This is a genomic window from Thalassospira lucentensis (assembly GCF_032921865.1).
GTDB classification, from domain to species: Bacteria; Pseudomonadota; Alphaproteobacteria; order Rhodospirillales; family Thalassospiraceae; genus Thalassospira; species Thalassospira lucentensis_A.
Map to the genome: position 1 here is coordinate 2,097,897 of NZ_CP136684.1, position 15,177 is coordinate 2,113,073.

Annotated in this window: 12 protein-coding genes; 5 read left to right on the forward strand and 7 right to left on the reverse strand. The window is 55.8% G+C overall.

Annotation, left to right across the window (positions count from 1 at the left end; genetic code table 11):
• Positions 1–148 precede the first annotated feature (148 nt).
• From R1T41_RS10310 to R1T41_RS10335, 6 genes are all read right to left on the reverse strand, one after another.
• Positions 149–751 (reverse strand): flavin reductase family protein, encoded by a 603-nt coding sequence (locus R1T41_RS10310; RefSeq protein ID WP_317341467.1) that lies wholly within the window; start codon positions 749–751, stop codon positions 149–151.
• Positions 752–761: 10 nt separating this feature from the next.
• Entirely contained in the window at positions 762–2,066 is a 1,305-nt protein-coding gene (locus R1T41_RS10315; protein WP_317341468.1) for an amidohydrolase family protein, read from the reverse strand.
• 65 nt (positions 2,067–2,131) lie between these two features.
• Positions 2,132–3,073, reverse strand: a complete 942-nt coding sequence (locus R1T41_RS10320) for an ABC transporter permease (RefSeq protein ID WP_209221128.1) — start codon at positions 3,071–3,073, stop codon at positions 2,132–2,134.
• Between the two features lie 11 nt (positions 3,074–3,084).
• Entirely contained in the window at positions 3,085–4,155 is a 1,071-nt protein-coding gene (locus R1T41_RS10325) for an ABC transporter permease (RefSeq protein WP_317341469.1), read from the reverse strand.
• Complete coding sequence (locus R1T41_RS10330; protein ID WP_317341470.1) at positions 4,152–5,801, reverse strand: ABC transporter ATP-binding protein; 1,650 nt, start codon at positions 5,799–5,801, stop codon at positions 4,152–4,154. The genes R1T41_RS10325 and R1T41_RS10330 overlap by 4 nt, the downstream gene beginning before the upstream one ends.
• Before the next feature lie 125 nt (positions 5,802–5,926).
• Positions 5,927–6,934 carry a BMP family protein gene (locus R1T41_RS10335; RefSeq protein WP_114122143.1) on the reverse strand — a complete coding sequence of 336 codons (1,008 nt, stop codon included), beginning with the start codon at positions 6,932–6,934 and terminating at the stop codon, positions 5,927–5,929.
• 463 nt (positions 6,935–7,397) lie between these two features.
• Between R1T41_RS10335 and R1T41_RS10340 the strand changes: the two genes are divergently transcribed.
• A complete protein-coding gene (locus tag R1T41_RS10340; protein ID WP_062958756.1) occupies positions 7,398–8,498 on the forward strand; it encodes a site-specific DNA-methyltransferase in 1,101 nt (366 codons plus the stop codon).
• 141 nt (positions 8,499–8,639) lie between these two features.
• A complete protein-coding gene (locus R1T41_RS10345) occupies positions 8,640–8,849 on the forward strand; it encodes a hypothetical protein (protein ID WP_114111251.1) in 210 nt (69 codons plus the stop codon).
• A gap of 86 nt (positions 8,850–8,935) precedes the next feature.
• Here R1T41_RS10345 and mutY read toward each other — a convergent pair whose 3' ends face one another.
• On the reverse strand, positions 8,936–10,006 hold the full coding sequence (gene mutY, locus R1T41_RS10350; RefSeq protein ID WP_317341471.1) for an A/G-specific adenine glycosylase: 1,071 nt from the start codon (positions 10,004–10,006) through the stop codon (positions 8,936–8,938).
• A gap of 80 nt (positions 10,007–10,086) precedes the next feature.
• Here mutY and R1T41_RS10355 point away from each other — a divergent pair, with 80 nt between their 5' ends.
• The 3 genes from R1T41_RS10355 (at position 10,087) to smc (ending at position 15,146) form a co-directional block, all read left to right on the forward strand.
• On the forward strand, positions 10,087–10,710 hold the full coding sequence (locus R1T41_RS10355; protein WP_317341472.1) for a DUF721 domain-containing protein: 624 nt from the start codon (positions 10,087–10,089) through the stop codon (positions 10,708–10,710).
• A gap of 233 nt (positions 10,711–10,943) precedes the next feature.
• Entirely contained in the window at positions 10,944–11,540 is a 597-nt protein-coding gene (locus R1T41_RS10360; protein WP_097051282.1) for a thioredoxin domain-containing protein, read from the forward strand.
• A gap of 72 nt (positions 11,541–11,612) precedes the next feature.
• Positions 11,613–15,146 (forward strand): chromosome segregation protein SMC, encoded by a 3,534-nt coding sequence (gene smc, locus R1T41_RS10365; protein ID WP_317341473.1) that lies wholly within the window; start codon positions 11,613–11,615, stop codon positions 15,144–15,146.
• The last annotated feature ends 31 nt before the right edge of the window (positions 15,147–15,177 follow it).

The following is a 15,177-nucleotide window of genomic DNA, read 5'->3' on the forward strand; positions in this document are numbered from 1 at the left end:
AAACGCCCGAACCCGGTTTAAGCATCGGTTCAGGCGCAAGTGATGGAGTTCACATTAGAATTTTACTGTGACAGTTTGTTTGCGGTTGTGCGTCGTTTCCGTGAAACAACAGAAAGTCGTAATTTATCGTCGTGAGCCGGCGGGGCAGTTACCAGAAATCCTCGCGCCGGACAGTAAAGGTTTCCGCAACACTGGCATATTCGTGATAGCCCAGTCGTGCCAGTGGCTCGAACAGGGTGACATCGACCATGCCGTCACGAATGATTGCATCATCGATATGCAAACCGACCACTGTACCGATCACCATCGCGTTTTTGCTTTGCGGGGTGTGGCCAGGCAGATTGACAATCTGGAACACCTTGCATTCCATATGGATCGGCACCCCCTTGATCCGATGGGCGGCGACCGTTTGACCCGGTTCCTTTTCAAGACCGGCATAATCAAATTCGTCCTGTTCGGGCGGAAGCGGTGCCGAACAGAAATTGATTTCGCGCAGCATCGCACGCGGGGCAACGGCGGCGATAAATTCGCCAGTTCCCCGCGCATTGTTCAGACTGTCAATTGATCCGCCAGATGCAAACATGACCATCGGCGGATTGCCGCAGACTGCATTGAAAAACGAATAGGGGGCCAGATTGGCGCGCCCGTGTTTATCGACCGTCGAAATCCAGCCAATCGGACGTGGCGCGACACAGGCCTTGAACGGATCATGCGGCAGGTTATGGGGTGTTTTTCCGGGTTCGTAAAACATGATGTTTCCGCTATTCCTGTTGATCGCCCGAACGGGGAGCATAATCATCGCCGCGCAGTGTTTCTGGCCGTTCCGAAAGATGCAGGCGGGTTTGCTGCAACGGGGTTTCGGCGATGATGTTGCCACGCCGGATGACATAAAGCCGGTTGGCGCGCAGCCGGATGGCTTCTATTGTATCGCGGGCCTGCAACACTACGAAATCGGCATTGTTGCCAACCGCAATCCCGTATCCTTCAAGCCCTATGATCTTTGCAGGTTCGGTTGTTACCGCGTCAAAACACGCCCGGATATCATCACGTGATGTCATCTGCGCCACATGAAGCCCCATCGATGCGACTTCAAGCATATCGCCCGATCCCATAGAATACCAGGGGTCCATCACGCAATCATGGCCGAATGCCACGGTAAGACCCGCCTTGCGCAATTCTGGCACACGCGTCATGCCGCGGCGTTTGGGATATGTATCGTGACGTCCCTGAAGGGTGATGTTGATCAGCGGATTGGCAATCGCGCTGACCTCGGCCTCGGTCATCAGGGCGATCAGTTTCGATACATAATAATTATCCATCGAATGCATCGATGTCAGATGCGATGCGGCGACCCGCCCCTGAAGGCCAAGGCGCTGCGTTTCATAGGCCAGCATTTCGATATGACGTGACAGCGGGTCGTCGGTTTCATCACAATGCATATCAACCCGAAGGCCCCGGTTGGCCGCCATTTCGCAAAGTTCGGTGATGCTTTGCGCGCCGTCCGCCATGGTGCGCTCGAAATGCGGAATGCCGCCAACAACATCGACACCTTTATCAAGTGCGCGAATGACATTCTGCTTTGCCGTCGGGCTGCGCAGATAACCGTCCTGTGGAAACGCCACCAGTTGCAGATCAATATAGGGCGCGACCTGTTTTTTGACATCAAGCAACGCATCAACCGCCAGTAGACGATCATCACAGACATCGACATGGCTTCGAATGGCAAGCAGGCCCTTGGACACTGCCAGATCGCAATAACGAAGCGCACGTTCGATCACTGCCTCTATCGTTAAAAGCGGCTTAAGCTCGCCCCAAAGTGCGATGCCTTCCAGCAGCGTACCTGACTCATTCATCCTTGGCAGGCCCAGCGACAGGGTCGCATCCATATGGAAATGGCTATCGACGAAGGGCGGGCTGACCAGCATTCCGTCGCAATCGATTTCCTCGGCCGCCAGGATCGGCAATTGCGGCCCGATTTCGATGATCTTGCCATCCTTGCATGCGATATCAATGCCGGTACGACCATCGGGCAGATTGGCATTTTTCAGGATCAGATCGGCTTGCATGACGGCATCCTTCGAAAGTGGGGCGTGTAAATCATCAGACTCTTGGGTAAAGGCAGCGATGCAAGTCAACGCTGTCCCTTAAACCATGGCACCAGCAATGCCTTGGGATAGTCGGCCTTGCGCGCGACAATGATCAGGGCGGCAATCGATAACAGATAAGGCATCATCAGGAAAACCTGCGATGGCAGGAACGCACCGACCTCGGTTTGCAGGCGGACCTGAAATGCATCAAACGCGCCAAACAGTAACGCCCCCAGCAACGCCTTGCCCGGTCGCCAGCTTGCAAACACCGTCAGGGCAATACAAACCCAGCCACGGCCATTGATCATGCCAAAGAAAAATGCATCAAACGCCGACATGGTCAGAAACGCACCGCCCATAGCCATCAGGCTTGATCCGGCAACCACGGCCCCGATGCGTAGTGCATAAACCGATAACCCTTGCGCCTCGACCGAGGACGGATTATCGCCAACCGCCCGGATCGCAAGGCCAAGCGGGGTGCGATACAAAACCCAGCCGGTGACAAACACCATGACAAGCGCCAGCATCGTAAGGGCTGTTTGAGAAAAGAGTGCCGGGCCGATAAACGGCAAATCCGACAGGATTGGAATATCAAGCGGCTGGAACGGGATAATCCGCGGCGGGGACGACACATCGGGTAATGCCGTGCGATAGGTGAAATACGACAGACTGGTCGCCAGCAACGTGACCCCGATCCCCGAAACATGTTGCGACAGGCCAAGCGGCACGGTCAGGATCGCGTGGATCAGGCCGAAAAAGCCCCCGGCCAGGGCGGCGACCAGAACGCCACCCCATAATCCGGCACCCAGCCAGACAGCCATCCATCCTGCCATCGCCCCGGCGGTGAAAATGCCTTCGATGCCAAGGTTAAGAACTCCGGCGCGTTCACAAATCAGCGCGCCCAGCACCCCGAAAATCAGCGGTGTTGCAATACGAAGGGCTGCGGCCCAGAAATTTGCGGTCAAAAGGATATCGATGATTTCCATGGTCTTTCCCCTTAACCCGCCGATTTCTGGCGTTCGAAATGGACCTTGAACCGGGTCAGAAACCCGCCGATCAAAACGCACAGCAACGCCATCGCAACAATCAGATCGGCCAGATAGCTTGAAACGCCAATCGCGCGGCTCATGGAATCTGCACCGACAAAAACCGACGCCACAAACAAAGCAGAAATGATCACGCCAATCGGTGACAGCCGGGCCAGCATGGCAACGACGATCCCGGCATAGCCATAACCCGGCGACAGATCGGTCGCGAGGTAGCCACGGGTTCCCGCCACTTCCGATACACCGGCAAGTCCGGCCAAACCACCAGACAGCATCGCGACCAGCACCATGGTCTTGGTCACCGAAATGCCGGAAAACTTCGCCGCCGCAGCATTTTCACCGACTGCACGGATTTCAAATCCCCAGACGGTGCGTTTGACGAAAATCGCCAAAGCCACGGCACAGATCAGCGCGATCACCCATCCCAGATGCACCCGCATCCGTTCGATCAGCGGCGGCAAAACAGCGCTATCGATTACCGGTTCGGACTGGGGCCAGCCCATCGACATCGGGTCTTTCAGCGCACCTTCAAGCATCATCTGGACAAACAGAATGACGATGAAATTCAAAAGCAGGGTGGTGACGACCTCGTCCACGCCCAGCCGTGTTTTCAAAAGTGTCGGCCCGATCAGCATCACCGCCCCAGCAGCAGCCCCGGCAATCAGCACCACCGGGATCATGATATAGCTTGGCCCGTCAATGACGCCTGATCCGATGGCAACGGCGGCCATGGCCCCCATGTAAAGCTGCCCCTCGGCCCCGATATTCCAAAGCTTGGCCCGAAATGCGATGGCGGCTGCCAACCCGGTCAGGATCAGTGGGGTCGCGCGTGTCAGCATTTCCGAAATTGAAAACATCGATCCGAACGCGCCGCTAATCATCAGGCCATACGCCTTGATGATTGGTGCCCCAGCCAGTGCAAGGGGGATCGCCGCCAGAAGAATGGCGATAATTGCCGCCATGACGGGGACGCCATAAACCATGATTGCGGATGGATTGGTGCGGGGTTCAAACCGGATCACGCCGGGTCTCCTGATCTTGGGGCATTTTCATCGGTTTTTTCGTGGGGCTTTGTGCTGGACTCAAAATTATCGGGCCCGAAATCGCTATCGCCTTTTTTCTGTCCGGCCATCATCAGGCCAAGCTCGGACCGGTCGATATCATGTGCCGCAATTGCTGCCGATACATGACCGGCATGAATCACCGCAATCTGATCGGACAGGGTCAGAAGTTCATCGAGATCCTCGGATATCAGAACCACCGCCGCCCCGCCTTCGCGTGCCTCAAGAAGCCGCCTGTGGACTTCGGATTGCGCACCAACGTCAAGTCCGCGTGATGGCTGGTTGGCGAGGATCAGTTTTGGTGATTTTTCAAGAACACGCGCAAGGATAAGTTTTTGAATATTCCCGCCAGATAATAGGCGTGCGGGGGCATCCGGGCCCGGGCAGCGCACATCATAATCTACAATTGCATGTTCGGCCCGTTTGCGGATTGCCTCGAAATCAAGAAAGCCAAATTTCTGGTAATCGCGGGACCGGACATCTTCAATGGCGATGTTTTCCGCCACCGTCATCGATCCGACCATGCCGTCATGATGGCGGTCTTCGGGAATGCGAGCGATGCCATTCTGGGCGAACTGATGGGCATCGAATTTCGTGACTTTTTCACCAAAAATCTCGACTGAACCAACATCGGGACGATCCAGCCCGGCAATCAATCGTGCCAACGCCGCCTGCCCGTTACCCGATACCCCGGCAATGCCAAGAATTTCGCCTTCACGCGCCATAAGGTTCACCCCATGAAGGGAACGTCTGGCATCGCCACGATCAATCGTAACATCCCGAAGTCCTATGACCGGTTTGCCCGGTGCGCGTTCGCTGCGTCGGCTGACCGGAACATCGCGGCCAACCATCAATTCGGCAATTGATCGCCGGTCGGCCTGATCGGTTGCCATTTCGCCAACCTTTTTGCCGCCGCGCAGAACCGCGATGCGATGGGAAACCGCCAGAACCTCAGCCAGTTTATGGGCAATGATAATGACCGAAAGCCCGGTCGCGGCAAGCTGGCGAAGGGTTGCAAAAAGGCTGTCTGCCTCCTGCGGCGTCAGAACCGCGGTCGGTTCGTCAAGCACCAGCAAACGGGCATCGCGATAAAGGGCTTTAAGGATTTCAACGCGCTGCTTTTCGCCGACGGTCAGTTTATGAACCGGCTGATCAAGATCGACGTTAAGACCCGATCCCGCCATCAGCTTCGTCAGTTTGGCCCGTGCACCGGTGCGGTCGCGGCGCAGGCGGAAAATCGGTTCCGTACCAAGGACGATGTTATCAAGGCCGCTTAGATTTTCGGCCAGCGTGAAATGCTGATGAACCATGCCGATGCCGGCATCAAGGGCCGCTTGCGGTGCACCGGGTTCAAGCGGGGCAAGGATGCCATCCGCACCCGCGACCATCACGGTTCCCCCGTCGGCGACATAATGGCCAAACAGGATGTTCATCAGGGTGGTTTTGCCCGCACCGTTTTCGCCAAGCAGGGCAACGATTTCACCCTTGTGCACATCAAGGTCGATGGCGTGATTGGCGATCAGGGGGCCAAATTTCTTGGTGATTGCAGCCAGTTGCAGCAGCAATTGCGGGGACGTTTCCAAAGATGGGTTGGCAGCAGATGACATCCGGCTGATCCGTTAATTTTTATGTGTCACGCCTTGGCCGTATTGCGATAGCGGCGGGGGGTGTTCCCCGAAAACGAAAGGCAGTCCGATGTTTAAACCGGACTGCCCGCAAAGTGGAAGAAATCTTACATGGAAGATTTCGGTTCTTCGTCATTTACGTTGACGGTAAAGCTGCCATCGAGAATTTCAGCCTGCTTGGCTTCAACTTCGGCAACGGTTCCATCGGGCAGAAGGGCGCCATCCAGAACGACGGTGCCGCCACCCGGTGCCATATAGCTGAACTTGCCGTAATCTTCGGCCTTGAATTCTCCCGCCTTGACGGCGGCAATAGCGTGATCAACGGTCGGTTCCATATGCCAGAGTGCCGAACCCAGAATGGTGCCCGGATAATCAGCTGCGGTATCAATCACGTTGCCAACCGCAAGAACACCGCGTTCCTTGGCAGCATCCGAAACGCCAAAGCGTTCGGCATACATGACGTCGGCACCCTTATCGATCATCGCAAACGCGGCTTCTTTGGCCTTGGGCGGGTCATACCAGCTATTGATGAAGGTCACGGTGAATTCGACATCCGGATTGACCGATTTGGCACCTTCCATAAAGGCATTCATCAGGCGGTTGACTTCCGGAATGGCAAAGCCGCCGACCATGCCGATCTTGTTCGATTTGGTCGCCTTGCCAGCCGCCATGCCAACCAGATAGCTTGGTTCATGGATGTAGTTGTCAAAGACCGAGAAATTGTCGCCTTCGGGGCCGAAGCTCGAACCCATCAGAAACGCGGTTTCGGGATAATCGGCGGCAACCTTCCGAGCCGCGCGTTCAACACCGAAAACTTCGCCCAGAATAAGGGCCGAGCCATTTTCGGCATATTCACGCATCACGCGTTCATAATCGGTATTGGCGACGTTTTCGGAAAATTCATAGGTGATGTCGCCACGTTCCTGGGCCGCATTCAGCGCCTTGTGGATACGTGAAACCCATTGCTGTTCGACCGGAACGGTGTAGATCGCCGAAACCTTGATCGGGTCGGCGGCCATTGCCGGTGCGCCAAGGCCAAAAGATACCACCGCGGCTACTGCGGCCATGGCCGACAGCATTGCGCGACGGGAAAGATGGAAAGTACCAGACTTCATGATGTCCCCCTGCAGGTTATTGCCAATCTTGGAAATTCTACTTTTCTGCGTATTTGATATGCAGATTGTATACATGATCAGAAGAAGGGCAAATACAGAGTTGTCCAAATGGTCAAATTGCCGTTTTCGGCTAAATTGCTGTAATCAAATTCACATCAGGATGTATTGAATTATGTGGATTTACGGATGCGTGAATTCAGAACCAGCGAATGCGCATGGCATATCGGCCCACATCAATCCGGTCAGACCAGAATAAAACATGGAGTCCGACGATAATATGCGGGGTTTTGGGCTGTTGATGTCGGGGACGAAAATCTTCCTGTTTTTGAGCCGAACCGGTTAAGATTGTCTAAACGGCTGAAATTACTTTGAAACTGTCGCGACTCCTTGGAAATTTTCGGAGTTTATTAACTTTTTGCGGTGATGCTTTCCTCAAGAAATATGGGGGAACCTGGAACGCATCATGACAAAGAAGACATCCTTACCGCTTGATCAGGTTATGGTCGGGGACTGCATCGAACTGATGAACAGCCTGCCGGAAAAGTCGGTCGATCTGATTTTTGCCGATCCGCCCTATAACCTGCAGCTGGGTGGTGATCTGCTGCGCCCTAATAATTCCAAGGTCGACGCAGTTGACGATCACTGGGACCAGTTTGACAGTTTCCGTCACTATGACGATTTCACCCGTGACTGGCTGACCGCCGCGCGCCGTATCCTTAAGGATACCGGTGCGATCTGGGTGATCGGTTCGTATCACAACATTTATCGTGTCGGCACGGTGATGCAGGATATCGGTTACTGGATCCTGAACGACATCGTGTGGCGCAAAACCAACCCGATGCCGAATTTCCGTGGCAAACGTTTCTGCAACGCGCATGAAACCCTGCTGTGGTGTTCTAAAAACGCCGAACAAAAGGCGATCACGTTCAATTACGAAGCAATGAAGCAGCTTAACGAAGGATTGCAGATGCGGTCCGACTGGTTGCTGCCGATCTGTTCCGGGTCCGAGCGTCTGAAGAATGAAAAGGGCAAAAAGGTCCATCCGACCCAGAAACCCGAAGCATTGTTGCAGCGTGTTCTGCTGGCGACGACCCGTCAGGGCGACGTTGTGCTTGATCCGTTCTTTGGTACCGGCACCACCGGTGCGGCCGCGCGTCGTCTTGGCCGTCATTTCATCGGGCTTGAGCGCGAAGAAGAATATGCCAAGGCCGCCAAGGAACGCATTGCCAAGGTTCAGATGCTTGATGGCGAGAGCCTCGAGATGACGGAGTCGAAGCGGTCGCTTCCACGTATTCCGTTTGGTGCGGTTATCGAACGCGGTCTTCTGGCGCCGGGCGACAAGATTTATGACAACCGCGGCAATGTTGCAGCGCTTGTTCGTGCCGATGGCTCAATCAGTCATAAGGACAATGCCGGTTCGATCCATCAGATCGGGGCCCATGTTCAGGGCGCACAGGCTTGTAATGGCTGGACTTACTGGCATTACAAGTGCGACGGGCGACTGGTTGTGATTGACAATCTGCGCAGTCAGCTTCGCAAGGAAATGGGACAGGTTTCCGCCTGATTTTTTGCAGCGCAGCACGCGTAAAATGATCTGATCTGGAAGGCCGGACGGTTGCGAAACCGTCCGGCCTTTTGCATTTGACGGCAATTCTTGTTATATCTTGGGTCTTGGAATTATCCGTAAGGATAGATGGAGAGCCCCATGCAGGTTGGCGCAACAGGTAGTGCCGCTTACGCACCGAACCCGGTCCAGATTCAGCAGGCAACTGCGCCGATCGCCGAAACAGGTGGTAACGATCTTCAGTCACCGCCGACCCAACGGGTCGATCAGGTGGCAGAAACCGAAACATCGCAACAATCGGCCCCGCCCAGCAGCACGGGCCGTGGACAGGTCATTGATATCTACGCCTGATCGGTCGAATACAGAATTTAAAAGGCCCGCGCCAGAATGGCAGCGGGCCTTTTTGTGTTTTGACGGATGGGTTGAAGCAGCGGTGGTCAGCGATATTTCAGTGCGTGACGCACGATTTTTTTCATCACCGTCGGCAGGGCAAATTTCGATAACCCGTCAATTGTTGTCCAGCTGCCATCAAGCTTCGCGGCATCGCTTTCAGATATGTTGGCGGCAAGAACCGTCACATCGAGATGGAAATGGGTGAAAGTGTGCCCGACAGTGCCATCCAGTTCCGTCCAGTTGGCCTTGATCGGGGCTTCGGACAGCATCACGTCGTCCGGGGCATCAATCGCACGCCAGTCACTACCGGGGACTTCGTAAAGTCCGCCCAGCAATCCTTTTTCCGGGCGTCGGCGGACAAGGATCTTCCCGTCATCGCGCCTTATCCAGAAGGCATATCCGACCCGGGTCTGTTTGGCAGGCTTTTTGCGTTTTCTCGGCAGTTCCGGGGCGATGCCCGATTTGCGGCCCTCGCAGGAGGCCTGCCACGGACAAATGCCGCATGCGGGATTACGCGGCGTACAGATGGTTGCCCCCAAATCCATGAGTGCCTGTGCGTAGTCGCCCGGCCGGTCGGCCGGGGTCAGGGTCGCCGACTTTTCCTTGATTTCAGGTTTGACGTCGGGCAACGGGGTTTCAAGGGCAAAAAGACGGGAAATGACTCGCTCGATATTTCCATCGACAGGGCTTGAATGGCGGTTAAAGGCGATGGCTGCAACTGCGGCGGCGGTATAGGGACCAATGCCAGGCAGCTTCAGAAGGTCTTCCTCGGTATCAGGGAACCGGCCGCCATACTCATTGGCAACAACCTTGGCACATTTATGCAGGTTACGCGCACGTGCGTAATATCCCAGCCCCTGCCAGGAATGCAGAACTTCATCGAGATCGGCATTGGAAAGATCGGTTACGGTCGGCCAGCGTTGCAGAAATGCTGCGAAATAGGGACCGACCGTAATCACGGTGGTCTGTTGGAGCATGATTTCGCTCAGCCAGACGCGATAAGGGTCCTGTGCGTCGCCCGGTTCGGCGCGCCATGGAAGGGTGCGATGATGACGGTCGTACCAGTCCAGCATGGTCCGGCCGAGGTGATGGATTTCGTCGTTGGTGAAATGCACGGCGTTCCCGTGTTATGTTGCGGGGATGAAAACGGGTAATTACGTTTAGGTTCTTAGCAGACCCTACGAAAGAAGCGGGCGTGAGCAAGCAAAAAGATATGACTGATACGCCGACACATAGCACGCCCGATCAGCGTGCCGATATGGTCGCGGCAAAAAATGCGGTCAAAAAGAGCCAGAAAATTACCCCGATGGGCAGCTCGGAACGCCGGATGGGCCTGCGTAATATCGCTGCCATGGTTGGCAATCTGACGCGCCCACTGGTGCGCAAACGCGGTTTCTTTCAGGCCGAAATCATTTTGCACTGGGCGGAAATTGTCGGTCGTGACCTTGAACAATTCACCATGCCGGTCAAATACAACCCGCCGCGGGGTGAAAATGCCGGGGGTGGGACGCTTGTGATCCGGGTGACCGGGCCGGTGGCGATTGAATTGCAGCACCGCATGCCGCAGATCATCGACCGGGTGAATACCTATTTTGGGTATCGCGCGGTGGAACGCATCAAGATGATGCAGGGCGATATTTCCCGCCCCGAACGCAAGGTCAAACGACCGGAAAACGTGCCCGAAGGCCCAATCCGCGAAACCAGTGAAGTCGATATCGCCAAAATCGAAGACCCACATCTGCGCGAAGTGCTGACCCGACTTGGACGTCGCATTTCGGGGGATGTCCATTCACGCGGGCAACCGGTACAGAAGAAATAGCCGGTGAAATTGTATTTTAAATCACGTGTAAGTCATTTGCCAATCAGGGGCCCAAAGCCTTATTCCGGTGCGGGCCGGATCGAATCATTTTCCCATAATGTGTGATCACGGAGTTGCCGCATTTCCAAACGATGTTGGCAACTCGTTGGCTCATTAGCGCTTTTGGGGGGCGTGTTGACTCCCGCGCTGCAACAGGCTTGTAATCACAAAATATTGTTTTAACGGAGGTTTCCTTGCTGAAGGCAGTTAAGTTTTTTGCGGTCGCATTCGCGTTTGCGATTGGTGTTGTCGGGGCGCAGCAGGCCAAGGCTGTGGAATATAAGGAACATGTGCTTGGTAATCCGGATGCGCCGGTGACGATCATTGAATATGCGTCGCTGACCTGCCCGCATTGCGCCGCGTTCCACAATGAAACCCTGCCGGAAATCAAGAAATCGCTGATCGATACCGGTAAGGCGAAACTGATCTTCCGCGATTATCCGCTGGATGGTGTTGCTGTGCGCGCCGCTGCTGTTGCACAGTGTGCCGGTGATGATCGTTATTTCGGTGTTCTGGGGATGCTGTTCAAATCGCAGATGACCTGGGCACGTGCATCTGACCCGATCGAAGGGATCAAACAGGTGGTCCGTTTTGCCGGTATGGATAGCGATGCGGTTGATGCCTGCATGTCGGACGAGGCCCTGATTGACGGGATCGTTGCATCGCGCATGCGCGGTGAACAGGAATTCAAGGTCAATTCAACGCCGAGCTTCGTTATCGATGGCGAAACCTTTGCCGGTTCGCGCGATCTGAAATTCTTCGAAGACAAGGTTGAAGAACTGACCAACTGATAAATGTGATCTTGCCGGATGCCGAAAATGCGGCATCCGGCAATCAGGGGAAGGGACGGACCGGGGGCATGATTGGTCCAGTTTAAATCGCTACGGCTGACGGGGTTCAAATCCTTCGTCGATTCAACCGAATTGCTGGTGGAAGACGGGCTGACAGGGGTTGTCGGTCCGAACGGCTGTGGCAAATCCAATCTTGTCGAAGCGCTGCGCTGGGTCATGGGGGAAACCTCGGCCAAGCAGATGCGCGGCTCGGACATGTCCGACGTTATTTTTGGCGGGACATCGTCCCGTCCTGCACGAAATGTTGCCGAGGTTACTGTCGTTCTGGACAATGCGGAACGTAAAGCCCCGGCAATGTTCAACGATCACGAGACACTTGAAGTTGTTCGACGCATCGAACGCAGTGGTGGCTCGAATTACAAGGTTAACGGCAAGGATGTCCGCGCGCGTGACGTCCAACTGCTGTTTGCCGATGCGGCAACCGGGGCGCGGTCAAACGCCATGGTGTCGCAGGGCAAGATCGGGGCCCTGATCGGGGCGAAGCCAAGCCAGCGCAGGCTTGTTCTGGAAGAAGCCGCCGGGATCACCGGCCTTCATTCGCGCCGCCACGAGGCCGAGCTTCGGCTTAAAAATGCCGAACAGAATATGGAACGTCTTGAAGACGTTCTGGTGACGCTTGATAGCCAGATCGCGTCCCTGCAAAAGCAGGCCCGACAGGCCGAACGGTATCGCAAACTTTCCGAAAGTATTCGCCAGACCGAAGCATTGCTGTTCCACATCCGCTGGACCGATGCCGACAAACGGCAGGCAGATGCCCGTGAATTGCTGGTGCTTGGTGAGAGTGCCGTGCGTGACCTGACCGGTCAGGTGACCGAGGCCACCACCATTCAGGCCCATATTGCTGCAAGCCTTCCCGAACTTCGCAAAAAGGAAAGCGATGCAGCAGCGGCCCTGCAGCGCATGCTGATAGAGCGCGAAGGGCTTGACAAGGACAAGGCTCAGATCGAAACCCAGATGTCGCAGCTTCGCGCGCGCATTCAGCAGATTGATGCCGATCTTGCACGTGAAGCCGAACTGGCAAGTGACGCCGAAGGTGCCCTGAACAAGCTTAAAAATGAACGCGAAGAACTGCGCGAAGCGCAGGGCGGAGAGGATGACGAGCTTGACGAGGCAAAGGAACGCGCCGTCGAGCAGGCCGCACGGGTCGAGACGCTGGAAGGGCAGGTTGACGAGCTGACCAGCCGGGCCGCAGCCGAGGAAGCCCGACTTAAAAGCGTTCAGCAGCGGCTAAGCGAACTTTCCGCCCGCCGGTCGCGTCTGACTGAACGCTATGACGAGGCGGTTGCACGCCTTGATGATATCCGGGTTGAAGCCGATTTTACCGATGCCCTTGAAGAAGCCGGTCTGGCGCTTGAGGAATGCGAGGAACTTTGCGAGCAGCGCAAGCTTGCCATCGAAGAAGCCGAGATGCGCCTTGCCGAATTGCGGGATCGTGAAGACAGCCTGAAAGCAGCCGAAACCGCATCGCGCGATGCGCTTCGTGATGTTGAAAGCCGCAAGGCACGGCTTGTGGCCGAAATCGAAGCGCTTGAAAGTCTGGTCAAGGGAGGTGCCGATCAGCAATTCCCGGCGGTGATCGAAAAGCTTTCGGTGACCAGCGGTCTTGAAATGGCGATGGCCGCGGCACTTGGCGAAGACCTTGATGCACCCGATACCGAAGATGCGCCGATGCACTGGTCGGCGGTCGATCCCGGCGCGGATGACCCGGCCCTGCCCGAAGGGGTTCAGGCGCTGGCGAAATTTGTTGAAGGTCCGGCATTGCTGAACCGCCGTCTTTGGCAGATCGGGGTTGTCGATGACGAGGCAACCGGGAACTGGCTGGCCAAAACGCTGAAAACCGGGCAACGGCTGGTGTCGCGCGAAGGTGCGCTTTGGCGGTGGGATGGTTATCGTATTAAGGTTGGTGCGGAACTTCCAGCGGCAGCACGTTTGCGACAACGTAATCGACTTGAAGAATTGCGCCTTGAGTTTGAGGAAGTCGACGAGGCGGTCGAACTTGCGGTCGAAAAGGCCGATACGGCACGTGAAAATGTCGAACGTCTTGAAGAAGATATCGAAGCCGCGCGCAATGGCGAACAGGAAGCCCACCGTGCCCTTCGCGAGGCGGAGGGATCATTGGCCCGCGCGCGTGAGGAAATTGCCAATATCAAGCGCGACGCCAGCGCCATTGAAGGTCGTCTGCAACATGCTGAAGAAGCCGAAAAGCGCGCCAAGCAGGATCTGGACGAACTGATCGCTGAGCAGGAAGAGCTTGCCGCAACGCCCGAGGAATCGAGCGAAGGCCTGATGGAAATCAAGGCCGAGCTGATTGAAAAACGTGCCGAGCTTTCGGATGCGCGTGCAGATCAGATGGAAGCGCGAAGCCAGCTTGAACGGATGCAGCGTGACGCATCAGGCCGTCGCAAGCGCCTTGAATTTGTCGAAAGCGAAATCGCATCCTGGAATGATCGCGCATCGGGGGCGGGTGAACGTGTGGCCCAGCTTCGCGAGCGTCAGGAAGAAGCGCGGATGGAGATCGAGGAGCTTGAGCTTAAGCCCGACGAGATCGAGGAACGCCGTGCGATCCTTTCGGACCGGATCGAAATAGCCGACCAAGCGCGCAAGGATGCGGCTGATGAATTGGCACGTGCCGAAAATGCGCAGCGCGAAGCAGATCACAACCTGAAAGAAGTGGAACAGAAACTTGCCGAGGCCCGCGAAGGCCGGGTTAGGTGTGAAGCACTTCTGGAACAGGCAGAACAGCACCGCCGAGATTTGATTGAACGCATTCGCGAACGGGTTAATGCCACCCCCGATCAGCTTGTTGAACTGGCCGAGATCGACCAGACCAAGGAATTGCCTTCCGAAGACGATATCGAAGCCCGTTTGCAACGTCAGTCGCGCGAACGCGAAAACCTTGGTGCGGTCAACCTGCGCGCCGAGGTCGAACTGGCCGAGATGGAAGAACAGAAAGACACGCTGGTTTCCGAACGCGATGACCTGATTGCAGCGATTGATAAATTGCGCAACGGCATCAACCAGCTGAACCGGGAAGCGCGAAACCGTCTGAAGGCCGCATTTGACGAAGTCGACAAGCATTTCCAACAGCTGTTTGTTAGGCTGTTTGGCGGTGGTGGCGCGCATCTGATGCTGACCGACGCGGATGACCCGCTTGAAGCTGGTCTTGAGATCATGGCATCTCCACCAGGTAAGAAATTGCAGCACCTTTCATTGCTGTCGGGTGGCGAGCAGGCATTGACCGCTGTTGCGCTTCTGTTTGCTGTGTTCCTCACCAACCCGGCCCCGATCTGCGTGCTTGACGAAGTTGACGCGCCGCTTGACGATGCCAACGTGGACCGGTTCTGCAAGCTGCTTGAAGCGATTGGTCGCCACGCCAATACGCGCTTCCTTGTGATTACCCACCATCGCATGACCATGGCCCGCATGAACCGCTTGTTTGGTGTGACCATGGCGGAACGCGGGGTTTCGTCGCTGGTGTCGGTGGATCTGCGTCAGGCAGAGGTTTATTCCCAGAAAGAGCAAAAAGAGCTCGATTTCACCAACTGATCATTTTTCCCGTATTGGGGTTTCGTTAGGA